The 23,256-nt window shown below is 67.5% G+C and carries 19 protein-coding genes and 1 pseudogene; 1 reads left to right on the forward strand and 19 read right to left on the reverse strand.

From position 1 onward, the window contains the following. The 19 genes and pseudogenes from AC1DKN_RS20365 to AC1DKN_RS20455 all read right to left on the reverse strand — a co-directional run. Positions 1-1,440: pseudogene (locus AC1DKN_RS20365) on the reverse strand (pyruvate dehydrogenase (acetyl-transferring), homodimeric type); the annotation flags it as partial. 217 nt (positions 1,441-1,657) lie between these two features. Next, the gene (locus AC1DKN_RS20370; RefSeq protein ID WP_476872330.1) at positions 1,658-2,389 is read right to left on the reverse strand and encodes a maleate cis-trans isomerase family protein; all 732 of its coding nucleotides are present in this window, start codon (positions 2,387-2,389) and stop codon (positions 1,658-1,660) included. An 8-nt stretch (positions 2,390-2,397) separates the two neighbouring features. Beyond that, positions 2,398-3,861: an amidohydrolase family protein gene (locus AC1DKN_RS20375; protein WP_476872331.1), complete on the reverse strand. Its 1,464-nt coding sequence runs from the start codon at positions 3,859-3,861 to the stop codon at positions 2,398-2,400. A 25-nt stretch (positions 3,862-3,886) separates the two neighbouring features. Further along, positions 3,887-4,672: an aspartate/glutamate racemase family protein gene (locus tag AC1DKN_RS20380; protein WP_230009168.1), complete on the reverse strand. Its 786-nt coding sequence runs from the start codon at positions 4,670-4,672 to the stop codon at positions 3,887-3,889. Beyond that, on the reverse strand, positions 4,672-5,352 hold the full coding sequence (locus AC1DKN_RS20385; RefSeq protein ID WP_476858188.1) for a GntR family transcriptional regulator: 681 nt from the start codon (positions 5,350-5,352) through the stop codon (positions 4,672-4,674). The genes AC1DKN_RS20380 and AC1DKN_RS20385 overlap by 1 nt, the downstream gene beginning before the upstream one ends. A gap of 69 nt (positions 5,353-5,421) precedes the next feature. Then, complete coding sequence (locus AC1DKN_RS20390) at positions 5,422-6,762, reverse strand: MFS transporter (RefSeq protein WP_476858189.1); 1,341 nt, start codon at positions 6,760-6,762, stop codon at positions 5,422-5,424. A gap of 474 nt (positions 6,763-7,236) precedes the next feature. Then, complete coding sequence (uraH, locus tag AC1DKN_RS20395; protein ID WP_230010411.1) at positions 7,237-7,578, reverse strand: hydroxyisourate hydrolase; 342 nt, start codon at positions 7,576-7,578, stop codon at positions 7,237-7,239. Then, on the reverse strand, positions 7,575-8,072 hold the full coding sequence (gene uraD / locus AC1DKN_RS20400) for a 2-oxo-4-hydroxy-4-carboxy-5-ureidoimidazoline decarboxylase (protein WP_476872332.1): 498 nt from the start codon (positions 8,070-8,072) through the stop codon (positions 7,575-7,577). Before uraD ends, uraH begins: the two co-directional genes overlap by 4 nt. Before the next feature lie 154 nt (positions 8,073-8,226). Then, positions 8,227-9,063: an alpha/beta fold hydrolase gene (locus AC1DKN_RS20405; protein ID WP_476849758.1), complete on the reverse strand. Its 837-nt coding sequence runs from the start codon at positions 9,061-9,063 to the stop codon at positions 8,227-8,229. A gap of 93 nt (positions 9,064-9,156) precedes the next feature. Next, the gene (locus AC1DKN_RS20410) at positions 9,157-10,284 is read right to left on the reverse strand and encodes a phosphotransferase (RefSeq protein ID WP_476849757.1); all 1,128 of its coding nucleotides are present in this window, start codon (positions 10,282-10,284) and stop codon (positions 9,157-9,159) included. 5 nt (positions 10,285-10,289) lie between these two features. Continuing rightward, positions 10,290-11,420, reverse strand: a complete 1,131-nt coding sequence (locus AC1DKN_RS20415; protein WP_476872333.1) for a phosphotransferase — start codon at positions 11,418-11,420, stop codon at positions 10,290-10,292. Continuing rightward, positions 11,417-12,721 (reverse strand): phosphotransferase family protein, encoded by a 1,305-nt coding sequence (locus AC1DKN_RS20420; RefSeq protein WP_476872334.1) that lies wholly within the window; start codon positions 12,719-12,721, stop codon positions 11,417-11,419. The genes AC1DKN_RS20415 and AC1DKN_RS20420 overlap by 4 nt, the downstream gene beginning before the upstream one ends. Next, complete coding sequence (locus tag AC1DKN_RS20425) at positions 12,718-14,439, reverse strand: ABC transporter ATP-binding protein (protein WP_476872335.1); 1,722 nt, start codon at positions 14,437-14,439, stop codon at positions 12,718-12,720. Before AC1DKN_RS20425 ends, AC1DKN_RS20420 begins: the two co-directional genes overlap by 4 nt. 161 nt (positions 14,440-14,600) lie before the next feature. Beyond that, positions 14,601-15,776: a glycosyltransferase gene (locus AC1DKN_RS20430; RefSeq protein WP_476849753.1), complete on the reverse strand. Its 1,176-nt coding sequence runs from the start codon at positions 15,774-15,776 to the stop codon at positions 14,601-14,603. Beyond that, a complete protein-coding gene (locus AC1DKN_RS20435) occupies positions 15,773-16,993 on the reverse strand; it encodes a glycosyltransferase (RefSeq protein WP_476860488.1) in 1,221 nt (406 codons plus the stop codon). The genes AC1DKN_RS20430 and AC1DKN_RS20435 overlap by 4 nt, the downstream gene beginning before the upstream one ends. Then, complete coding sequence (locus AC1DKN_RS20440) at positions 16,980-18,212, reverse strand: glycosyltransferase family protein (protein ID WP_476872336.1); 1,233 nt, start codon at positions 18,210-18,212, stop codon at positions 16,980-16,982. Before AC1DKN_RS20440 ends, AC1DKN_RS20435 begins: the two co-directional genes overlap by 14 nt. Positions 18,213-18,513: 301 nt before the next feature. After that, a complete protein-coding gene (locus AC1DKN_RS20445) occupies positions 18,514-20,046 on the reverse strand; it encodes a sensor histidine kinase (protein WP_476872337.1) in 1,533 nt (510 codons plus the stop codon). A gap of 44 nt (positions 20,047-20,090) precedes the next feature. Then, positions 20,091-20,756 carry a response regulator transcription factor gene (locus tag AC1DKN_RS20450; protein ID WP_223913445.1) on the reverse strand — a complete coding sequence of 222 codons (666 nt, stop codon included), beginning with the start codon at positions 20,754-20,756 and terminating at the stop codon, positions 20,091-20,093. Between the two features lie 483 nt (positions 20,757-21,239). After that, a complete protein-coding gene (locus AC1DKN_RS20455; protein ID WP_476872338.1) occupies positions 21,240-22,169 on the reverse strand; it encodes a serine hydrolase in 930 nt (309 codons plus the stop codon). 136 nt (positions 22,170-22,305) lie between these two features. Here AC1DKN_RS20455 and AC1DKN_RS20460 point away from each other — a divergent pair, with 136 nt between their 5' ends. Next, a complete protein-coding gene (locus tag AC1DKN_RS20460) occupies positions 22,306-23,226 on the forward strand; it encodes a 2-hydroxyacid dehydrogenase (protein WP_476872339.1) in 921 nt (306 codons plus the stop codon). The last annotated feature ends 30 nt before the right edge of the window (positions 23,227-23,256 follow it).

The following is a 23,256-nucleotide window of genomic DNA, read 5'->3' on the forward strand; positions in this document are numbered from 1 at the left end:
CTTGCGGCGGTCCATCAGGTACTGGATCTCCGGGGAGTCCATGCCGGGGTGGTAGTACGGCGGCCGGTAGAGGTCCGCTTCGAGCTGGTCGTCCGTGATCGGGATGCGCAGGTGGTCGCGGAAGGCCTTGAGGTCCGCGAGGGTGAGCTTCTTCATCTGGTGGGTCGCGTTGCGGCCCTCGAAGTGGGTGCCCAGGCCGTAGCCCTTGACCGTGTGCGCCAGGATGACCGTGGGCTTGCCCTTGAACTCGGTGGCGGCCTTGTAGGCGGCGTAGACCTTGTTGTAGTCGTGGCCGCCGCGCTTGAGGTTCCAGATCTGGTCGTCGGTCAGGTCCTGGACCATTTCCTTGGTCTGCGGGGTCTTGCCGAAGAAGTGCTCGCGGACGAACGCGCCGGATTCGGCCTTGTACGTCTGGTAGTCGCCGTCGACGGTCTCGTTCATGATCTTCACGAGCGAGCCGTCYTCGTCCTTGGCCAGCAGGTCATCCCACTCCCGGCCCCAGACGACCTTGATGACGTTCCAGCCGGCACCGCGGAAGAACGCTTCGAGTTCCTGCATGATCTTGCCGTTGCCGCGGACGGGACCGTCGAGGCGCTGGAGGTTGCAGTTGATGACGAAGTTGAGGTTGTCGAGCTTGTCGTTGGCCGCCAGCTGCAGCAGGCCGCGGGACTCGGGCTCGTCCATTTCGCCGTCGCCCAGGAACGCCCAGACCTGCTGGTCCGAGGTGTCCTTGATGCCGCGGTTGTGCAGGTACCGGTTGGACTGGGCCTGGTAGATGGCGTTCATCGGGCCGATGCCCATCGAGACGGTGGGGAATTCCCAGAACTCCGGCATCAGGCGCGGGTGCGGATAGGAGGACAGGGCGTGCCCTTCCTTGGACTTCTCCTGGCGGAACCCGTCCAGGTCCTCCTCGGAGAGCCGGCCTTCCATGAAGGCGCGGGCGTACATGCCGGGGGAGGCGTGGCCCTGGAAGAAAACCTGGTCGCCGCCGCCGGGGTGGTCCTTGCCGCGGAAGAAGTGGTTGAAGCCGACCTCGTACAGGGTCGCGGCGCCGGCGTAGGTGGAGATGTGGCCTCCGACGCCGATGTCCGCCCGCTGCGCCCGGTGCACCATCACGGCGGCATTCCAGCGCAGCCAGGCACGGTATTTGCGTTCGATCTCTTCATCGCCAGGGAATGCCGCTTCCTGGTCGACCGGGATGGTGTTGACGTAGTCCGTGGTGGTGACCATCGGAACACCCACGCTCTGCGCGCCGGCCCGCTGGAGCAGGCTTCGCATAATGTACTGGGCACGTTCGGTGCCTTGTTCCTGAATCAGGGTATCCAGGGACTCCAGCCATTCGGCGGTCTCTTCCGGATCACGATCAGGCAGCTGGTTTGTCAACCCGCTGAGGATATGGGAGGTATCTTCTCCTGCAGCCACGTCCACCTCACTCTTCATCGTTGAATGGTGATCAATATTTTTCATTATGTGGAAAAACTTTCTTGCATTTCGAGATTATCGAGAGAGGCTGGGACGCGTCAACATCAGCGGCGCATCACCGCGGCCCGGCAGTCACAATCGGTTGAAAGGTCGGTACACAAAGCAACGCGGGGTCAGATACGGCCCATAAAGCAGCCCGGCATCGGCCGTACCTGACCCCGCGTTGCCTTGGCGGTCAGGCTGAGGTGAGCAGCCTGCCCCACCGCGGGGAGAGCAGCGGGGCGCCGGCCATTTTGAGGCAGTGCCACAGGGTCACGGCCACCGAATCGAGCACGGGAACGCCCATGGCCGCCTCGATTTCCTCCGCGACGTTGGCACCGTAGAGATTGGTGCAGAGGTACACGAGCGCGTCCGGGTTCTGTGCCGCGAGTTCCAGGGATCCGGGCCGCATCTCGGCGTCGGAGACCCGGGCGAATGATTCGTTGTCGCTCAGGCCGAGGAAACGGTGGTCAAGTGTTTTGATCCCGTCCCGTTCGTAGGACGCCACGATCCGTTCGTTGACGTCCTCCGTGTACGGGGTGAACAGCCCGATCCGCTCGGTGCCGAAGGACCGGAAGGCCTCCATGTACGCCAGTGTGGAGGTGGTGGCGGGAATGCCGGTGGCGTCCTGTATTCCCTTGACGAGTTCGCGGTCGTGATCGGCGCCGAGCCACGATCCTGAAGTGCCGTTCCACGCGATGACGTCGACGTCGGCGGTCGCCAGGATCTCGGCGGCAGCCCGCATTGCCGGGGCATCAAATTGCCGGTCGGAGGAATCGTCGAGGGCGATCCGCGTGACCTGGATCCTGGCGAAGTGGATTGTCACGTCGTCGCGGTCGCCGAGGATCCGGTAGCTTTGCGGCTCGAGGCAGGTGTTGGAGGACGGCACGATCATGCCGATACGGGTGGGGCGGGTTGCGGAAGGCATGGGTGCTCCTAGCGGGCAGCGGGGTAGACAGCGGCGGGGGCGGGGGTGGCGCTGACGGGGGCGGTGGCCGCGGCCGCCTGGTGCTCGCGGAAACCGTTTCGGGCCACAAACTGGCCCACGGGGCCGGGGTCATGGAAGCCGCCGGCGTCCAGCACGACGCGTCCGGCGGACACCACGACGGCGGGCCAGCCGGTGAGCGTCCTGCCGTCGAACGGCGAGAAATCCGTTCCCATGTGCAGGGCAGCGCCGTCAACGGTGCGTTCCTGTGCGGGATCGAAGACGACGAGGTCGGCGTCGTACCCTGCTGCGATCGTTCCCTTGCCCGGCAGGGCGTTGATCCGGGCCGGACCGGCGGCGAACACTTCCACGAAATCCTCCACCCGGGCTGCCCCGCCGGTGGCGTCCATCATGGCGGTAAAGGTGACAGGCATGCGGGTTTCCACTCCCGGCAGGCCGTGCGGCATGGCGCGGATGTCATCGGACCGCTCGCGTTTTTGCGCGAGGTCGTAGCAGGAGTGGTCCGAGGCCACCGTGTGGATGGCTCCGGCGGCAAGCCGGTCCCGCAGCGCGGCGACGGTCTCGGGGCTGCGCATCGGCGGGCAGCAGGCGTACCACTCGGGGAAGGACGTGCCGTAGACGGTGTCGTCCAGGGTGAGGTAGTGCGGGCACGTTTCCGAGAAGGCGTCCATTCCGTGGCTGCGGGCCCCGGCGACGAGGTCTACGGCCCCCGGCGTGGACTGGTGCACAAAGTAGACGGGAGCGTTGGTGTACTCGGCCATCGCCAGGGTCTCCTTGACCGAGATCTCCTCCGCGAGTTCGGGCCGGGTCCGGTGCAGGTGTTCGATGCCGATGCGGCCGTCGTCCGCATGCTGCTGGGTGCAGTCGGCAATGATGGGATCGTGTTCGGCGTGGATGTAGGTAAGGCCGTCGAGCCGGACCATCTCGCGCATGACCTTCAGGATGGTGTCCCCGTCGGCCATGGTGGTGCCCCGGTTCGTGGTGTACATCTTGACCGAACGGACACCTTCGGCGGCGAGCTGTTCGAGCTGCCACGGCACAGTCTCGTCCCACTGGACCACCGAGCCGTGCAGGGCGACGTCGCAGCGGGACTCGCGTGCCAGTTCCTTCTTGTGCAACACCGCGGCCAGCGGGGTCTCGCGGGCGTCGCGGGGGATGCCGAAGTCGATAATGGTGGTGGTGCCGCCCCAGAGGGCAGCGGTGGATGTTGTCCGGTAGTCGTCCAGGGTGCGGAACCGTCCGGTTACCTGGGCGACATGGCAGTGGCCGTCCACGCCACCCGGAATCACCAGCTGGCCGGCGGCGTCGATGCTCCTGGCGGCAGCGGGGACCGGCTCAGAAGCGTCCACGAGCTGGACGATCGTCCTGCCGTGCACCACGACGTGCACATTCTGGCGGCCGAAACTGTTGACCACGGTGCCGTTGGCAATGACAAGGTCTGGGGTGTGGGACATCGTTGTCCTCCTTCGAGAAAGAAAATTAGTGGGACGGTGCGGGCAGCCGGGTGGCGTGCTGCGCCGTCGTGAGGGCGGCATCGAGGTTTTTCGAAAGCCCCTTGCGGGCCTTGACCGGTGGCGGCGCGAAGGCGCCGGCCCGGTGCGGACCGGACTGGAGGTTGACTACGGACTGGGCCATCTGGATGCCAGCGGAAATGCCGTCCACCACGGGTACGGGGATCTGGCCTGCAAGCTCGCGGGCAAGTCCGGCGAGCGGCGCGCCGGCGAGGATCACGACGTCGGCCCCGTCCTCGGCGACGGCCTGGCGGCTGAGCGCCAGCAGGGTCTCCTTGAAGTCCTGCTGCACGGAACCGATGCCGTTGAGGCTCTCGTTGATGGAGCGGATCGAGGCCAGCCGGCCGGCGAGCCCGAACCGTTCAACGCAGTCCAGATACCAGGGCCGGATGCGGTCCGAGATGGCGATGATCGAGAACCGGTGCCCCTGCAGGGCGGCGGCGCAAAGTGCCGCCTCGGTAATTCCGATGACGGGGACGTCGGCGAGTTCCTTCAGCGCCGGCATCCCTGGGTCGCCGAATGCGGCGACCACCACGCCGTCGACGCTGGCGCCGTCGCGAGTGTACTCTGCGATGATTTCGGCGACGGCACCGGCGGCGATCAGCGATTCAAAGCGGGTTTCGATATATTCGACGCCGTGGCCGGCGGTCCGGACTACCAGTTCGGTTCCGGGCGAGGCTGAACGCCGGGCTTCGGATTCGATCAGCGAAGTGACATCGTTGCTGATGTTGGGGTTGATGACAAGGAGTTTCATTACTTCTTCCGATGAAGGTCGGGTTCCGTCCGGCGGAAATTCTCCGGAAACTGTTCCCGGTATTTGTCGATGTGCGACGCCGACTGGGCAGCCGCCCGGTCAGGGTCACCGCTGGCGATCGCGGTGTAGAGCGCCCGATGTTCTTCGATGAGTTCGGGGAGGTCGCTCACATGCCGGAACAGCCAGTGCATCCGGCCCTGGAGGGGTTCGAGCGCCGATTTGAGGAAGCCGTTGTTGGCGATCCGGGTGATGGCATCGTGGAATTCGCTGTTGGCCCGGTGGGCGTCCATAATGGCGCCCTTGGCTAGAGAGAGCTCGGCCACGTCCAACAAGGCTTCCAGCGCACTGAGGTCCTCCGGTGTGGCGCGGGCCGCGGCCAGCCTGCAGGCCAGCACTTCGAGCGACTGGCGGACGTCGAAGAGATCCTCCACGTCTTTGGGGCTGAGCGAGCTGACTTCGGCCCCGCGAGCGCCGCGGTCGCTGACCAGGCCTTCCTGGCGCAGCATTCGCAGCGCCTCGCGGACCGGGAGGCGGGAGACGTTGAATTCGGCGGCGAGGTCGCGCTCCACCAGCCTGGTGCCGGGAACGTAGTGCCCTTCAAAGATCCTGTTGCGGAGGGTGTCCCGGACAGCCTCCCGGAGGGGGCGTTCCTTGTCCTGGGTTTCTTCTGCGGTAAGCATGGTGCTCCATTTCGGGTTCTTTATGGCACTGCGTTCCCGGCTTCGGGAACTGGTGTTTCGTGGCCTAGCTTAGACAGGGAGCCGCTTGTTGTAGTTCAGGGTCAGCACGGATGCGCCCATGATGATCGCGGATCCCACGAAGTACAGCAGCGCCCAGGTGTATGAGCCGGTGGCACCGACGATCAGGCCGACCGCGATCGGCGTGACGAAGCCGGAGATGTTGCCGCTGAAGTTCATCGCGCCGCCCAGGACGCCGGCGTTGGTCCGGCCACCCAGGATCGAGGGGATGCTCCAGAAGAGGCCCACCCAGCGAAGGAAGAACATGACGACGGAGAGCAGGACTACCGCCGTCGTCGGGTCGGCAACGACGGTGACACCGACAAGGCCGCCGATCACTACGACGCTTGAGGTGCCCAGGAGGGTGCGCATGACGCGGTTGGCCGAGGCGCCAGATGCCCGCCATTTGTCGGCGATGGTGCCGCCGAGGATTTCGCCGACGAAACCGGCGCCGAAGATCACGAACGTGGACCAGCCGATGGTCTTCAGGTCAAAGCCCTTGGCCTGGGCCAGGTAGAGCGGGCCCCAGGTGAGCAGGCCGTAGAAGACGCCGTTGAAGCCCAGCCAGCCGAAGCACATGGCCCAGAAGGAACGGAACTTCAGGTAGGGGAGCAGGGCGCGCTTGCCCTTGCTGCCGTCGAGCTCGGCTTCGGCGTCCTCGGCGGCGTGGGAGGCCTCGATGTACTCGGCCTCGGCGTCGTTGACTCCGCGGTGCTGGCGGGGGTTGTCCCGGACGTACCACCAGACGGCGAGGCCCATGAGGACGGTGGCGGCGCCGGCGATGATGAAGGAGCTCCGCCAGCTGCCCGTCGAGGCGATCAGGCCTGCGATGAGGATGCCGCCGAGCCCGGCGCCCAAAGGGGCTCCGGCGTCAAGGATGGTGGCGCCGCGGCCGCGTTCCGATTTGTGCATCCAGATGGCATTCAGTTTTCCGCCGGCCGGCATGACCCCGGCCTCGGTGACGCCGATGCCCAGGCGGGCGATGAACATGCTGACAAAGCCTCCGGCCAGGCCGGAGGCCGCCGTTGCGGCGCCCCAGCCGACGCAGGACGCGGTCATCACCTTGCGGGGGCCGAACTTGTCGATCAGCCAGCCGACCGGGATCTGCATGAGGGCGTAGGTCCAGAAGAAGGCTGAGAGCAGGAGGCCCACGAGCTCCGGGGCCATGTTGAATTCCTTCTGGATGATGGGCAGGGCAACAGAGATGGATCCCCGGTCGATGTAGTTCACGGACACGAGGACCAGCAGGAGTAGGAACATTTTCCATCGGACATTCGTGCGCCGTTGCACGCCGTCCTTGGAGCTTGTGAGGTCATCGGGCTGTACTGCTGTTTCGGTATTTGGAAGAGACACAACTTCTCCTTGATAGAGAGTAAACATGCCGGCAGGTGATGGGGGATTTGTTTGAGGGTCAGGATGCCGGAGCGTGGGGCGTCCTGTGCGCGGGCCCTGTGTCGATCGCAGCGGTTGATAGGGCTGATGTCAGCGCTGACATCAGGTTCGGATCAGGTGCAGAATCTGGGAGGGCGGGGCCCGGCAAGCTTTCTTGTTTTGGGATCCCGATTTGGGATCCCAAAATTCAGATTAGGAGTGACGTGGGCCACTGTCAAGGGTCATGGGCCGGCTGGGCCGGTTCGCCGCGAAAATGTCGTTTGTGACTGGCCCTGGGGGCCGGGCGGGCTGCGCCGGAACATGGCTGCGCCGGAACATGGCTGCGCCGGAACATGGCTGCGCCGGCCACCAGGCAGGGAGGCCTGTTCCCGGAGCGGTGCCGGGGCCGGTAGGGGTGTGACGTGGTGCTGGCAGCCGGTCTTGGCTGCTCCGGGCTTAGCTGCCCCGGTAGGTGGAGTAGGCGAAGGGGCTCAGCAGAAGCGGGACGTGGTAGTGGGCCTGCGCTTCGGACACCGCAAAGGTCAGTGTGACTTCGGGAAAGAAGGTCTCGGTCCCGGCGGCCGCGTAATAGGCTCCGGTGTCGAAGCCCAGGCGGTAGGTGCCGGAGCCCAGGCTGTCGGGGCCGAGCGACTTGACGCGGCCGTCATCGTCCGTGGCGCCGGCCGCGATCCTGACCCAGCGTTCGCCGTCGAGCATGTCCAAGGTGACTGCGACGCCTGCGGCGGGCTTGCCGGAACCCGTGTCCAGAACGTGGGTAGTGACGTGGGAAGTGCTCATGCGCCTATCAGTCCTTCGAGTCGGAGTACCGCGATTTCGCGCAGCTGCTGGCCGATGACCACTTGTTCTTCTTCGGGAGTGTGGGAGAGCCGGGCGTTGAGGGCCGCCAGGATCTCCTCGCGGCTGCGGCCGGCCGCGCGGATCAGGAAGACCTGGCCGAATTTCTCTTCATAGCTCCGGTTCCCTGCGGCGATGGCTGCGGCGACGGCCGGATCCGGAGCGCCCAGGCTCGCCTGCTCCGATTGGGAGAGCCGGGCCTCAACGCCGTTTCCTGCGGCCCGTTCGCCGATGCGGGGATGGTGGGCCAGCGCGGCTTCCACCTCCGCCTCGGTGAACGGTTCCGCCGCACGGCCGGCGGTTTGGAGGAGGATTTCCGTACTGTCGAAGGGCCTCAAGCCGACGATCTCCTCAATCCATCGCTCGATGTCCAGGCAGGGGCGCAGGGCGGCGGCGGCCTCCGCGCGTCCGGCGGCATTAAAGTCGTCCAACAGCATGTGCCAGATCCTTTGTGTCAATGCTGGCATCCACGGTGTAGGGCTATACGGACAAAATATTCGTATCGTGGAACTGTTATTTCAGCATATGCAAAAGATTGAACCGTACCCGTCTGAGCTGTGTCAACCAGGGGCGGCTCCGCGGCGGCCCCGGTCAGCTCGCCAGGAACCGCAGCAGAACCTCGTTGATCTCCGCGGCGTGGGTCCACAGCATGCCGTGCGGGGCGCCGTCGATCTCCACGTACTCGGCACTCGGCAGCGCCTTGGCGAACTGGCGGCCGGCGACGTCGATCGGCAGGATGTTGTCCGCCGTGCCGTGCACAATGAGGGCCGGGACATCGATCTTGGGGATGTCGGCTCGGAAGTCCGTGAGCCAGGTTGGCTGCGCCGCCGACGACGCCGTGGGCCCACCCCCGGTGGCGAGGTTCCAGCCCGCGTTCAGGACCTCCTGGCTGAGCCGGGGAGTGCCCAGGAAAGTGTCGCTGTTGTAGAAGTTCTTGAAGAATTCCGTGAAGAAGGCGTACCGGTCCGCCGTCACGGCCTCCATCAGCCCGTCGAACACCGACTGCGGGACACCGTCGGGGTTGTCCTCGGCCTGCAGCACGTACGGCTCCAGCGAGGCCAGGAACACCGCTTTCGAGACCCGGGCGGACCCGTAGGTTCCGAGGTAGCGGCCCACTTCGCCGGTGCCCATGGAGAAGCCCACCAGCACGGCGTCGTTCAGGTCGAGGGTGGTCAGGAGGGTGTTGAGGTCCGCCGCGAACGTGTCGTAGTCGTAGCCCTCGGTGGGTTTGCTGGACTGTCCGAAGCCGCGCCGGTCGTAGGTGATCACACGGTAGCCCGCGCCGAGCAGCGCCGCGGTCTGCTTTTCCCACGACGAGCCGTCCAGCGGGTAGCCATGGATAAGGACCACGGCCTGGCCGGATCCGTGGTCCTCGTAGTAGAGCTCAACGTCTGTGCTGTTTTCGGTTCCAACCTTGATGTAAGCCATGCCAGCGGTCCTCCCGGTTCGGCGCAATGCGCGGTGGTTCGGTGGTTCGGTGTGGGGTGGTTCGGTGTGGGGTGGTTTCGATCTGGTGTGCAGTCAGTACGTGGGCTCCACTTTAGCGGCCGGAACTCCCGCCGCCAGGGCCTGTTCACCATCCGGAACGAGGAAGTCCTCCGCCAGGTCGGCCCACTGCGGCCGGAAGGAATACAGGCAGCCGAGCCGCAGGCGGGTCGCGGCGGCGTAGGCGTCGAAGCGCGCCGGGGTGACATGCAGTTCCTCGGCCGTTGCGATGACGTGGCGGCGGGCGGTTTGGTACCTTTCGGCGGTCAGGCGGTGTTGGTGCAGGCGCAGCTGAAGGTGCACGGCGATGTTGCCGAGGTCGGCGGCGGCCTCGGCGCGGCAGGCTTCATCGAAGTCCAGCAGGCCCAGGGGAGCGCCGGGATCCAGGGTGAAGATCTGCTTGTCGTGAAGGTCCCCGTGCGACCAAACCAGCGGATCCGGATCGGTCCGGAGCAGCTTTTGGGCGGCCTGCCCCGCGGCCCCGCGGACGGCCGCGCGCTCCGCTTGCGCCGCCGGAATGTCCCCGGCGTGCACCAGCCACAGGTGCACCGTGTGTTGCAGTCTCGCCAGTTCGACGGCGGCCGTCCGGACAGGGAGCGCCTCGAGAGTGGGGCGGTGCGCGGGCGCCAAGGCCAGGGAATGCTGCCGGACCCAGGCCCGGGACCATTTTTGCCAGGCATTTTCAAAGACCACATCGCTGACCGCGGGGTCGATTCCCAGCTCGAACAGGGAACGGCCGGGCAGCGTCATGAGGGTGAGGCAGCCAGGGGTGGAGGAAACAATTTCCGGTGTGAGGAAGTCCCCTGCGCCGAGGAGCTCGTTCATCCGTTCGTGCCTGCCCACCGCTTCGTCGGACTGGCGGGCCCGGAAGAGCTTGAGGTGGTGCTCCCCGGCTCTGACCACGGCACGCTTATAGGCCCGGTGCACCACCACCACCCCCAGCGGCGACGCGCGCTTCAGGGCGGGCAGACGCCGGTCGCGGCCGTCCCGCAGGAGCTCCAGCTGGCCCGCCCGGAGGTGGGCTGCCCGGACCCCTGCCCGGCCGGGAACCCCCAACTCCAGGACATAGTCCTCCGCGGAGTCGTCGGGCCAGGAGCGGATGACCTGCCATTCGGTGTTGTCAGCATCCAGGATGGCGGCCGGGACGGGCGGGTGCCAGCCCATGGGGATCAGCTCCGGGATCCGAGGGGCCGGCTGCTGGCCAGGACGGTGGATCCGAAGGACTGACGATGCCTAACCCGGTCCTCGAGAACGCGGGTCGCCAGCGATGAGCCCGAAGGAAGCGAAGAACAGGCCAGTCGCAGCCAGCGTGCGTCCGAGTAGGCATCGAACCGATCCGGGCTGACCTGCAATTGCTCGGCCACGGCCAGCACCTTTGTGTGGGCCTTAAGGTATCGCGCCGGCGTCAGGTTACTGCGCCACATGCGCCGCTCCAGATGGAAATCCAGGTAGGCGAGGTCGCGGGCGGCCTCGGCCCGGGCAGTATCGTCGAAGTCCAGCAGCCCGAACGGGGACCGGCCGTCGCCAGCGATGATCTGCCGGTCATGCAGGTCTCCGTGGGCCCATACCAGCGCGTCCGGTACCGAGCCGAGCAGGTTCGCCGTGACGTAATCTGCCATGGCGATCAAGGTGCCGCGTTGGGTGGACAATTCCGGAACATTCTCTGTGTGGCGCAGCCATAGTTTCAACCAACGGGCCACGCCCCTCGCTTCCACCTCCGGTGAATGGACCGGCAGGGCGCCCAGAACGGTTTGTCTGCTGACGTCAGACGCCGCGCTCAGCTGGGCGAGCCAGGCGCTGGACCATTCTTCCCATGCGCCGGCAAACTCCTTGTCGCCGATCGTGACGTAGTCCTCGCCGATTTCGCCGAGCGTCGGTCCGGAGAGGGCGCTCAAAACGAGGGTGTCCGGGGAGCTCTGAAGCACCTCGGGCGCCGTAAAGGCGCCGGCGTCCAGCAGGAGGTCCATCTGGGCGTACCGTTCGGCCGGGACCGCGGCCCTGCCGGGCCGGAAGACCTTGATGTAGCATCCCTCCGCCCGGATGATCGCCCGCGTGTAGGGCCAGTGGGAAATGATTTCCCCGCGCTGTCTTTCGGTCCGAAGGGCCGGCAGTTCGGGATCGTCCTCCGGCAGGATCTCAAAGTGGCCATGGCTCAGATGTGCTCCCCGAACGCCGGGCCGGTCCGCAGTCACGACCTCAAGCAGGTATTCTCCGGGTTCTTTATCGGGCCACGCGTTGTGAACGCGCCACGCCGTGCCGGCGTCGTCGGTGTATTTCCAAAGCGGCGGGTGCCAGCTCATGCGATCAACTCCAGGGCCCGGCGGATATGCCAGCTCGTGTCGGCCGGCCAGTCGCTGGCCCGGTTCCTGAACGGGTCGACGCTGTTCAGGAACAACCGGAAGGCCGCCCAGGTCTCCACCCTGGCCTGCGATACGTGCCCGCCGGCCTCGCGGTAACCGTCGATCAGCTGGGCCGTCTTGCGGCCGCCGGCGACGGGCCCGACGCCGGCGGGGTCTGCGATGTCCTCCACCGCGGCAAAGGACCCAAGGTCCCTGGCCGGGTCGGAGGTCCTGACTCGGTCGAAATCGATGATGCGGACGGCCGGGCCGTCCACCAGTACCTGGTCCGCCGAAAAGTCACCATGGACCATCACCGGCTGTTGCCTTCGGGGGCCGGCGGCGCCGACAGCTGCCAGGAGCCGGCCGGTGAGCGCGTCCACCGGAGCCTCGAGCCCGGGGAGCAGGCAAGTGATCATGGACCGCGTGGCCATGAGCTGGCGTACAAGGTCCTCCATGTCCGCCATCGGGTCCGCCCCGGTTCCCGCGTCCATTCCATGGATCGCCGCCAGGGCTTGGCCGGCCCGGTAGGCGGCCGGATCGTTGTCGACGCCGCCCAGGTCTCCGTGGCCCCAGTCCGGGGAGGCGCTGATGCCGTGCGCGGCGCATTCCGGGTCGGCGAGTTCGGGCAGGACCGGGATGCCGTGGCTCTGAAGCCGCTGCCGCAGGCGGAGGCCTTCGGCAGCTTCGTCTGCTTGGACGGCGGTCTTGACGACGACGGGCAGTGTCGCCGATGGGATCCTGACAACGAGCCTGCGCTCCGGGTTGTATCTCAGCACGCTGACAGGGGGGTCCAGGAAGTGCCCTGCCGCGGGGAGCGCTCCGAGCCGTCCGAGTCCGTGGTCCCGGAGCCACCGCAGGTTGGGGCGCAGCGGCCAGTCCTCTTCGATGGGGCCGACAGCCACGACGACGTCACCGTGCGGACGGTCGGGCTGGACAAGCCGGATGCCGCCGTCGCGCTTTTGCGAGCTGTCTGCCCGCTGCTGCAGTTTCCCGACGTGCTCCGGTGTTGTGGTCAATGCCCAGCCGTAGCTGCCGGCGGCGTTGCCGGTCCGGCGGAAGGCGACGAGGGCGGAGGTGTGCGGTTTGTAGCGGGTCCTGATGATCCGGATACTTTCGCCCAGTAGCTCGGAGAGCAGCTCGTCGTCGAGCACCCAGTTCAGGGCCGGGATCCGGGGGTCACGGGCCGCCAGGGCACGGTCAGCGTCGCGCCGCTGCGCCTGCAGCCACTGTTCCTGCAGTCTTTGTCCCTGCGGGGTGCTCATGTCGGCACCTTGAACAGTTCACCCGGCTCGGGGGTCTGCTGCCTGTGGACCCAGCCGGCAAAGCGGGAATCCGGATCGGCCAGCAATGACTGCGGCGGCCCGTCTTCCAGGATTTGGCCGTCTTCGAGCCAGATCACCCGGTCGCACGATTGGGCCGAGTTGACGTCGTGGGTGATCGTGATGGAGGTCCGGCCCTCGGTGAGTGTGTCCAGGGCGCTGAGGACCGAATCCCGGGATGCCGGATCGAGCCCGGCGGTCGCCTCGTCCAGGATCACGATCGGGGCCTTGCGGAGCATGGCACGGGCGACGGCCAGCCGTTGACGCTGGCCCCCGGAAAGATTGTTGGCCGCCTCGCCAAGGACGGTTTCGTAGCCCTGGGGCAGCGCGCGGATGAAACCGTCGGCCTGGGCGAGGGCCGCCACGGCTTCGATCTCCTCATCGGTGGCATCGAGGCGGCCGAACCTGATGTTCTCCCGGACGGAGGTTCCGAACAGCACGGAGTCCTGGAGCAGGATGGAGACGTGGGCGCGGACGGAAGCGATCTTGAGGTCCCGCAGGTCCTCGCCGCCGAGGCTGACATTCCCCTTCCACGGGTCCACCATGCGAAGGATCATGCTTGCCAGTGTGGACTTTCCGGCCCCGGAGGGCCCCAGCACGGCGCAGTGCTGACCTGCCGGTATGGTCAGGGTGATTCCCTTGAGTACCGCGGTTTCCTCGAAGTGGCCGGCCCAGACGTCATCGAACACAATGTCCGGGTGCGGGTTCCTGAGGGCGACGGCGTGCGGTGACTCGGGCACGTCACTCTGGGCCTCAAGCAGGTCCGCAACCCGTTCCCCGGAGGCCGTCGCGCGGGCGATGCGGCTCGTGTACCTGGCCACATCCTTGAGTGGCCTCAGCCCGGTTTTCAGGTAAGTGAGGAAGACGACCAGATCACCCGGGGTCATCACGTGCTGCATCACCCTCCATCCGCCGGCAGCCAGGACCACCGCCGTCGCGATTCCCGTCAGGACGTCGGTCTTCCGTTGCAGGCTGGCGGCCAGCCGCAGCGTGACCACGCCGGAGCCAAGTGCCGACTGGTTGCTCTTACTGAAGCCCGAGCTGAGGGTGTCTTCGAGTCCATACGCCTGGACTTCGCGCATTGCGCCCAACGTCTGGGCGGCAGTGGTGGCCAGGGCGCTTTCACCCTTGCGTGACTTGCGGGCCGCGGTAGTAATCGATCCCGAGTTCTTGCGGGACACCAAAACGAATATCCCGATGGACAGGAACGTCACCAGTGCGATCAAAGGATCGAGCCAAAGCATAATGAACATCATTGCTATCAGCGACACGAAATTGCCGATGAGGGGGAGCCCCGCAGTGACGGCCACATCCTGCAGCCGGGACACGTCTCCGACGAGCCGCTGGACAGTGTCGCCGGTGGAGGCGCGGCTGTGGTGGCGCATCGACAGGCCCTGGAGGTGGCGGAAGGTTCGGGCGCGCAATTCGGAGGAAATCCGGGTACCCACCAGGGCAAACGAAATCGCGGACACGTAGCCGGCCACGGCCCGGATCAGGCAGATGACAACCACCGCGCCGGCGCAGAGGAGCAACACCTCCGCGCTCGCCTCCACGCTGAGCGGGGACCTGCGCAGATTGGCGCCGAGTGAGTGTGAGACGGAGTCCAGGACGATTTTCACCGGCCACGGCTCAAGAAGCCGGAAGAGGATTTCCACGGCCATAGCAATGAATCCCCAAGTGATGAGCAGCCTGTGCCCGCGCAAATGCGGGCGGACGCACCGCAAGGTCCGCCGCAGCGGTGAGAGTTCAGCCGGTGGGCTGGTGCGGGTCCGTCGCCACAAGGTCCGCCAGCTGCGGGGGTGCGAATGCCTGGCAGTGGTGGTCATTGCCTGGCCAGTCTGCGTGCAGGCGGCAGCGCCTCGGTGATCCGGGACAGCACCCCGCTCCAGCTGAACCGCTGCACGGCGTCGTTGCGGGCCTCGAGCCCCAGCCTTTCCCGCAAATTCGGGTCTTGGCCGAGCCGGAGGAGGGCGTCCGCGAGCGCGGCGGGGTCCCCGGGCGGGACGAGGATCCCGGTGCGGCCGTCCTGGATGATGGACGGGATCTGGCCCACGGCGCTCGCGATCACAGGCAACCCGGCTGCCATGTACTCAAAAACCTTCAGCGGCGAGAAGTAATCGTCCTGGCCAGGTCCGTCCGGGGGATAGGGTGCGGCGGCGGCGTCGAATTCTGCCAGGAGGCCGGGCACCGCAGCCGGCGCGACGGGGCCCGAGAAAACCGTCGGCACGCCGAGGGATTCGGCGAGGCGTTCGAGGTCCTGCCGGCCGGGGCCGTCACCCACCACATGGAGCTGCCAGCGCAGGCCCGGGTCGGCGGTCTGCTGGTTGGCCAGGGCGACACCGTGCAGCAGGCCGGGGACACCGTGCCAGGGCTTCAAGGTTCCGACGAACCCGACGGTGAGGTGGTCCGGATTCCGGCGGCCGGGGCGGCGGGCCGTGATCCGTTCGACGTTCACTCCGTTAGGCGCCAGCACGGTCCTGGCGGTCGGCACCCGCGCCCGCACCCAGCGGACCACGGGATCCGAGACGCAGGCCACGACGTCGGCCGTCGCGGCGTTGCGGCGGAACACCGTCTCAGCCTTCTTCACGTCGAGCAGCTGGCGGTACCGCTGCTGCTCCTCGATCAGCGGCGCATTGACCTCCAGCACGGACGGCACGTCCAGGATGCGGGCCACCACGGACAGCGCCGGGCTGAACAGCGAATAGCGCTCGTAGAACAGCCCGCAGCCGTTGCGCAGGACCTCGTCCGCCAGGCCCAGCGCGGCGTCCTGGACCGCCCGTTCCCGCGCGGAGGCGGGGACCGATTCCGGTTTGACCTCGACGACGTCGAGATCGGCAAGATCGCTGGGCCGCTCGGTGCCGAGCAGGGTGCAGTAGACGGTGACGGCGGCGCCGGTGCCGCGCCACGCCCGGACGATTTCCTGGACATGGACGGAGGAGCCCTTGGTGCCGAAGACAGGAACGCCGGGGTCGGCGCAGAGATAGGCCACGCGGGTCATGCGACTCTCCTTTCAGAACGGGAGAGGGACCTCAGGAGCTCGGCCTGGCGCTGGACGTCGTAGTCCTCCTCGATCAGGGCGCGGGCGTTGCGGGACATGGCGAGCCTGTCCGTGGCAGGGGAGCCGAGCTGGCAGATGCCGCGGGCCAGGGCGTGCGGGTTGCCCGGCCGGACCAGGACCCCGGTGGAGCCGTTCCGGACTACTTCGGGGATCCCGGTGACGGACGTGCTGACGCAGGGGACGCCCGTGGCCATGGCCTCGAGCAGGACCGTAGGCATGCCGTCCGCGTTGCCGTCGGCGCCGACCACGCAGGGCGCCACGAAGACATCGGAGGAGTGGAGCAGCTCGTGGACCTGGTCCTGGGTCTGCGGGCCGAGCAGGCGGACATGGGCGCCGAGTCGGAGCTGGCCGATGCCGGCCTCCAGTTCCTCGGCCAGGAGCCCGGTCCCGGCGATCCGGAGGTCCAGTTTGACCCCTTGGTCCAGCAGTTCGGCGGCCGCGGGCAACAGATACTGGAAGCCCTTTTTCTCCACCAGGCGCCCGACGGCGGCGATGCGGAGGGTGGCTTCGAGCGGCCGGGGCTCCCGGTACGGGAAGCGCTCCAGCTCCAGGCCGTTGCGCACCAGATGGAGCCGGGCGGTCGAGGACGGGAAGCGGCGGCGCAGGTAGCGCATGTTGTACTGGCTGATGGTCACGGCGTGGTGGGCCTGCTCGAGCTTGAGCCGCAGGTCCTCGTCCTGGACCGATTCATGGAAGATATCCACCGCGTGCGCGGTGAACGAGAACGGGATGCCGGTGATGAGGGACGTCAGCCGGGCCACGGTGGTTGATCCCGAGGCGAAGTGGACGTGCATGTGCCGGATGTTGCGGTTCTGCAGCGCGGTGGCCAGGTTGATGGCCTGCACGGCGTCGTCTGCCGAGGCGGCGGCGAGTTCGCCCAAATTCCGGCCGACGGCGGCTGTGAGCCCGGCCGCGTCGGCCATCCGGAGGCTCTCCCACAGGGCCACAGTCTTGATGGGGCGGTCAATGTACGTCACCGGTGCCTGGACCCGGGCGAGCTCGGGGTGGAACCGGGGGTCGTCGGTGGGACGGAGCGAGAAGATTTCGATCCGGTCCCCGGCGGCCTCGCGGGCCAGGATCTCCGAAACGATGAACGTTTCGGAGAACCGCGGGTACATCTTCAGGACGTACGCCGTCCCGGGTTCAAACGGCGACACGGCTGGCACCTTTCACGCTCGCTGCGGCCTCGCTTTCGTCCGCGCTGAATTGTTCGGCACTGGCCCGTTCGGCGGTGACCTGATCGGCGCCGTCCCGATCCGCTTGGGCCAGCTCGGTAGTGGCCAGCGGCCGCAGCAGCTCGGCGGCCAGCTGCGGAACCCGGATCAGGCCGTCCAGCACCGCACGACGGCGGTCCACGGTGGTGCCGATCCGGGCGGCCAGCCAGGCTGCCAGGATCTCCGGCGTCAGCGTGCCAATCTCGTGTTGCTCCAGGTACCCGGCCGCGGCGAGGGACTCGGCCCGGATCCGCTGCTCGGCGCGCGACTGCGTGCGGGGCACGATCAGGGCCGGGACAGGGGTGCTCATGATTTCGCACACCGTGTTGTAGCCGCCCATGGCCACGACGGCGCCGGCGTGCCGGATGTGGAACACGATGTCATCGACTGCGGCGACCACTTTGACGCCGGGGCGGGCCCGCTGCCGGAGGTCATTGAGCTGCTCGGCGGGCATCTGGGGCCCGGCGACCACGAGGTGTCCCAGCCCGTCCGGGACCGGGGTGGCGACGGCGACGCGGGCCAGGGCATAGCCGTCCGAGCCGCCGCCGACCGTCGTCATGCAGTACCGCCCGGGCATGCAGCTGGTGCCGGAGGCCGGAGGGCGCCCCACGGCCAGGTAGCCCGTGTACCGGATGAGCTTTCGGAGGGCGAACGGTATTTCGCCGGCGGCCACGGGATCGTGGACGGCGGGATCGCCGTAGACCCAGATGGCGTCGAACAGGTCCTTCACCACGCGGGGACCGCCCACCCTGGCCCATTCGGCGAGGGCCGCTGCGGGCGAGTCGAGGACCTCGCGGAGGCCCAGCACCACGCGCACGGGCCCGGCGGTGCGGGCATGGCGCAAGGCTGTTTCGAGTTCGCCATGAACGCCCGTGGCGTGCCGGTCGACCACCACGAGGTGGGGGGAGAAGCCGGCCAGCGTTGCCTGCAGCAGCCTGGCCCGCAATGGCACGAGCTCCCCCATGGGCAGGGTCAGGTTCCGCGGCAGGTAGCCCGCGGAACCCTTCGCCACACCGGGAAGGAGCACCCAGTCCCACCCCTCGGGCAACCGGAACGCCGGTGCGAGGGCTGTGCCCGTGATGAGGATTCCGGTGACGGGGCGGCCGATCAGCCCGGGAAGCTGATTGTTCAGTGCGTGGGCCAGTGCCAGATTCCGACGCACATGTCCCAGGCCCACTGAATCATGTGAGTACAGCACTATCCGCAGTGGCTCCACAACAATCCTCCCCCGCCCCCGGTGCCCCCGGACAAGGCCGCGGTCGCGACTGTGTCCGGGCAGGTGCTGTCTGATGTTAAGCATCAGCGTGCGCCCCGAGAGTGAGGGTGGGATGAGGGGAAGATGAAGGATTCCTCATCCAAGGGCCCGCTTTTGCGGCGCCGCGCTTAGGCACGGGCACCAGCGGGTGCGGTTCAGAGGGGAGGTGCGGGCCAGAGGGCGGGGGCAGGTCAGACGGCGGGGCAGGTCAGACGCGGACGCCGGAGGTCTGCAGGGGGATCCGGATCAGGAAGGTGGCCCCGTGGCCGTATTCGGATTCCACCGTGGCCACGCCCCCGTGTGCCTGGGCGATGGCCGCGACAATGGCAAGGCCCAGTCCCGAGCCCTCCACGCCGCGGCCCGTGTGCGCCCGGCCGAACCGTTCGAAGATCCGTTGCTGGTCCTCGGCGGCGATGCCGATCCCGTCATCGCGCACCCAGAGCACGAGGGTGTCCTGCGGGGGCAGCGAGGTGCCGTCGTTCGCCGTCGGGCGCTCAATCCGGGAGCCGAGCGCGATGGTGGAGGACGGTCCGGTGTACTTGACGGCGTTCGCGGCGAGCTGGACCAGTGCCTGGGTGAGGCGCTGCGGGTCCGCCTCCACCACGTAGTCGGCTCTTTCATCGATCTGCCAGTGCCGGTCGGCCAGGACGTGCACTTTCTCCATGACCTGATCCAGGAGTTCCGGGACCCGGACGGGTTCACGCTGGATGAAGCCGATCTCGCCGGAGTTGGCGAGCAGCAGGAGGTCGTCCACCAGGCGCTGCATCCGGTCCACCTCGTCCAGCAGCACGTCCCTGGTGGCGATGACATCGTCCGGATCATCGACCGTCACGAGCTCGAGGTGCCCGCGGAGAATGGTCAGCGGGGTCCGCAGTTCATGGCCGGCGTCGTCCAGGAACTGCTGCTGTTGCTGGGCGCCCTCATCGAGTCTTTCCAGCATGGTGTTGAAGGTCTTGGCGAGCAGGGTGACGTCGTCCTCACCTTTGCGCACCGTCACCCTTTGCGTGAGGTCCTCCGGGCCGACCGCCCGGGACGTCTCGCGCATACGGCGGAGCGGATCGAGCAGCCGGCCCGCAACCACGCTGCCGATCACCGCTGCAGCCAGGAGCATGCCGAGGGCCACCAGCGAATACGTCCGGACCGAGCTGGCGTTGTGCTCGCGCTGGTCGCCCGCGTCCCGGCCGACCAGGAAGAATGTCCCGGGGGCGCCCTTCATGGGCACCACCACTGTCCTGAGTGGACGGCCGTCCGAGTTCAGCTCGCCGAAGGACGCGCCGGCCGGGTTGCTGAGCTGGGCAGCATCGGCCAACATGCTGTTGTTCAGGAGGTTGCTGTCCCCGTTGCCTTCAACGGTCCATGCCACATGCCCATCCACTATCCCTGCCATGACCTCGTTGCTGCGCGGCTCGATATCCTCCGCGGCCTCGTGAAGGGCACTGACGTACGTCCTGTTGGCGTAGTCACCGGACGTTTTCTTCTTTGTCTGGACGACCTTGACCACGGCATTCGCCTTGTCGAGAACCGCCTGGTCGGTCCTGGCATCAGAGTCCTGGAACTGGACCACGAACGTGACCATCCCGGCTGTGACCACCCCGGCGAGCATCATGCCCAGCATGGCGGCCACCACCCGGAAACGCACCGAGTGGATCTTTGCGCCCCAGCCGGACGGGTCCTGGGTTTCCGCCTCAGGGAAGGCAACCGCCGGCGCGGCCTGGCCGTCTTCACCGGGATGTTCATCCAAGGTGGCCACTCTGTTCCCTTCCTGCGCGGATCAGCTTGCTATGCCTAGCTGAGGCGGTACCCGGCGCCGCGGGTGGTGAGGATCCGGTCCGCGCCGAGTTTCATCCGCAACTGGCGCACGTACACATCCACCACGTTGGACGTGCCGTCGAAGTCGTAGCCCCAGACATGGCTGAGCAGTTGCTGCCGGCTCAGGACCTGCCCGGGGTGGAGCAGGAACATTTCCACCAACGCGAATTCGCGGGCAGAGAGTTCCACCATCCTGCCGTCGACGCTGACCGAGTGGGTGAGCAGGTTCAGCTCCAAGTGCCCGTAGCGCATGACGCTTCCCGCCAGCACATCGCCGGTGTCCGACTTGCGGATCCGGGCCTTGATGCGTGCCACGAGTTCCTCGAAGTGGAAAGGCTTGACGATGTAGTCGTCGGCGCCGCCCTCCAGCGCTGCGACGGTGTCGCTGGATGATCCGCGGGCCGTGAGGAAGATGACCGGGATGCCCACCTGGCCGCGGCGCAGCGCCGCGAGGACGGCGTACCCGTCCAGGCGGGGGAGTCCGATGTCCAGGAGCAGGAGATCGAATTCGCCGCTGGAGGCGTAGTCCACGGCCGTGACGCCGTCGGCGACCACCGTGGGCACGTAGCCGGCCGCGCGCAGGCCCTTTTCGATGAAGCGGGAGATGCGTTCTTCGTCTTCTGCAATGAGGATGCGGGTCAAGGTGACTCCCTGGACAGCCCGGCTCCGGAAGGCTCCCCTAGCCGCGCATCTGCACGGTCCTCTTCGCGGGATCCTGGGCCTGCTCCAATACTGCGGCGTCTCCTACATGTGACTGGGAGGAATTCCGGGGCCCCAGCAGCCTCGATCAGCCCGGAGTGCGGGCCGCACCCGTGCCCCGTTGTGTGGGGCCGGCGGTTGAGCTGGCGCGGACCCGTCAGGGCGGCGCCGCGGCCCGTGCGGGACCGCGCGCTGGACAAGAGGCCCCTGCGTCGGGGCGACTGAACGTTCTTGATTCAGAAGGAATGGACATCTGGTGCTCCTCCAGAGGACGGCCCCACGGCGTGGGGTTCCATCGGGCAGCTGCGGCTGAGACTATTCCCGCTTCTTTCATCCTGCCCCCGTAATGGAGCCTGCGCCACCTCTGATCGGTTGATTTTCAGCCTGTTAACAGCTCACTCGCAGGAGCGGGCCCCTGCCGGCCCGTTATTGCCCAAAAAGCGCGCCGGTGAGCTGGTGAGTCAGGTCGTGGATGAGGTCCAGGCGGTCCGCACTGTCGGCGTCGTCCGGGCCCCACGTGTAGATGACCACCGCGTAGGAGCGGTCCCCGGCGCTGAGCAGGGCGGCGTCGTGGACGTAGCCCTGCACCACGCCGTACTTGTGGTGGACCGTGATGCCGGGCGCGACGGCGGCCGGGATGAGGTCCTCGTCATTGGTGTGCTGCATGTAGCCGAGCAGCTCCGCGGTGTGATCGGCGTTGAGCAGCTTGCCCGTGGTGAGCTGCGCCAGGAGCCGCGCCATGTCCGTCGGGGCCAGCAGGTTTTGTTCGGGATCGTAGGTGATGCCGAGGGTGGCGGCGTAGGCGGTGAGGTTGGGGTAGCCGATGTCCCGCATCAGCAGGAGCCATGAGTCGTCGCTGCTGGTGTTGATCATGGCTTTGAGCTGGAACGCGGCATTGAACGCGCCCAGGGGAGCATCGAGTGACTTATCGCCGGTTTCCACGAGGTGGTAGTAGGCGGCGGCCGTCAGGACCTTCGCGGTGCTCGCCGCCGTGTAGGGTGCCACGTCGCCGTAGCTCTGCAGCTGGCCGTCGCGGGTGTCCAGCACGGCGACGCCGATCCGGTGGTCGGGGTGCGCGCCGATGATCCGCTGCATCTCGGCGGGAAGGTCGACGGCGGCGGCCGCCGGGGCTGCCGGTGCGGTCTCCGCCGGCTCCTGCTGCCGGGCGACGGTCAGGACGTCACCGGTCAGGAAGTCGCGGGTCAGGAAGTCACGGGTGTGGGAATCGCTGCCGGGTGCGGTGCGGATCGCGCCGAGGACCACGACGGCGACCAGCACCAGCACGGCGGCGGCCCAGACGAGCACCACGTTCCTGCGGTGGTTGGGAGCGGCCGGCCGGGGGCCCGGATTCGTCATGTACGTGGGCCTTTCCGGACTCGACTGGGTGGTGCCTCCGACGTTAGGCCGGGCCAGGGGCGAAGTCCACGGAGCGCGCGGCGCGCGGCCCAAGTGGTACAAAAATCCCGGATGCGGGTCCACTACGCTGGCATTCATGACCCGGAAAATTACTGTCAGCCTGCCGGACGCCGCGCTGCGTGAGTATCTTCAGCCGCACCCGGACGTCACCGTCCTGGAGTGGGACCTCGCCGGTGAGCCGCCCCTGCCGCGGATCGACATCGTGGTCCCGCCGTACATGGGCGGCCCGGAGGTCCTGCGGAGCCTGGCAGCGGTGGACACGGCCCTGGTGCAGAGCCAGTCGATCGGGTACGACGGCGTGGCGGAGTTCCTGCCGGCCGGGCGGGTCTTCGCCAACGCGTCCGGCGTGCACGAGACCTCCACCGCGGAGCTGGCCCTCGCCCTGATCCTCGCCAGCCAGCGCGAACTGCCCCGCCTGATCCAGAACCAGCAGGACGGACGGTGGGACGCCCGGCCCACGGCCAGCCTGGCCGACCGCCGCGTCCTGATCGTTGGCTACGGCGGGGTGGGCAAGGCGATCGAAGACCGGCTGCTGCCGTTCGAGACCACCGTGACCCGGGTGGCCAGCACCGAACGGACCGATGGCCGAGGCCGGATCCACGGCATCGCCGAGCTGCACACGCTCCTGCCGGAGCACGACATCGTGGTGGTGGCGGTTCCGCTCAGCGACTCCACCCGGCACCTGATTGATGACGCCTTCCTCGCGGCCATGCCGGACGGCGCCCTGGTGGTGAACGTGGCCCGCGGCCCGGTGGCGGACACGGAGGCCCTGGTCCGCCACACCGCCTCCGGCCGGATCCGCGCCGCGCTGGACGTCACCGATCCCGAACCCTTGCCGCAGGACCACCCGCTCTGGCGGACCCCGGGCGTCATCATCAGCCCGCACGTGGGCGGCGCGAGCTCGGCGATGCGCCCGCGGATGGGCCGGCTGCTGCAGCGGCAGATCGAGATCATGCTGGCGGGCGAGCCGCCGGTGAACGTGGTGCTGAACGGCTAATCGGTCGCGGGCCACCGCCCAGGGCGTGTC

Source organism: Arthrobacter sp. 01N444 (assembly GCF_056399305.1).

Excerpts from the sequence above, each read along its gene's own strand:
- AC1DKN_RS20385 (WP_476858188.1), bottom strand. The coding sequence starts at position 5,352 with ATGCTTACCGCAGAAGAAACCCAGGACAAGGAACGCCCCCTCCGGGAG.
- AC1DKN_RS20405 (WP_476849758.1), bottom strand. The coding sequence starts at position 9,063 with ATGGCTTACATCAAGGTTGGAACCGAAAACAGCACAGACGTTGAGCTC.
- uraD (WP_476872332.1), bottom strand. The coding sequence starts at position 8,072 with ATGCTGTTGGACGACTTTAATGCCGCCGGACGCGCGGAGGCCGCCGCC.
- uraH (WP_230010411.1), bottom strand. The coding sequence starts at position 7,578 with ATGAGCACTTCCCACGTCACTACCCACGTTCTGGACACGGGTTCCGGC.
- AC1DKN_RS20420 (WP_476872334.1), bottom strand. The coding sequence starts at position 12,721 with ATGAGCACCCCGCAGGGACAAAGACTGCAGGAACAGTGGCTGCAGGCG.
- AC1DKN_RS20410 (WP_476849757.1), bottom strand. The coding sequence starts at position 10,284 with ATGGGCTGGCACCCGCCCGTCCCGGCCGCCATCCTGGATGCTGACAAC.
- AC1DKN_RS20425 (WP_476872335.1), bottom strand. The coding sequence starts at position 14,439 with ATGGCCGTGGAAATCCTCTTCCGGCTTCTTGAGCCGTGGCCGGTGAAA.
- AC1DKN_RS20370 (WP_476872330.1), bottom strand. The coding sequence starts at position 2,389 with ATGCCTTCCGCAACCCGCCCCACCCGTATCGGCATGATCGTGCCGTCC.
- AC1DKN_RS20375 (WP_476872331.1), bottom strand. The coding sequence starts at position 3,861 with ATGTCCCACACCCCAGACCTTGTCATTGCCAACGGCACCGTGGTCAAC.
- AC1DKN_RS20380 (WP_230009168.1), bottom strand. The coding sequence starts at position 4,672 with ATGAAACTCCTTGTCATCAACCCCAACATCAGCAACGATGTCACTTCG.
- AC1DKN_RS20455 (WP_476872338.1), bottom strand. The coding sequence starts at position 22,169 with ATGACGAATCCGGGCCCCCGGCCGGCCGCTCCCAACCACCGCAGGAAC.
- AC1DKN_RS20460 (WP_476872339.1), top strand. The coding sequence starts at position 22,306 with ATGACCCGGAAAATTACTGTCAGCCTGCCGGACGCCGCGCTGCGTGAG.
- AC1DKN_RS20430 (WP_476849753.1), bottom strand. The coding sequence starts at position 15,776 with ATGACCCGCGTGGCCTATCTCTGCGCCGACCCCGGCGTTCCTGTCTTC.
- AC1DKN_RS20415 (WP_476872333.1), bottom strand. The coding sequence starts at position 11,420 with ATGAGCTGGCACCCGCCGCTTTGGAAATACACCGACGACGCCGGCACG.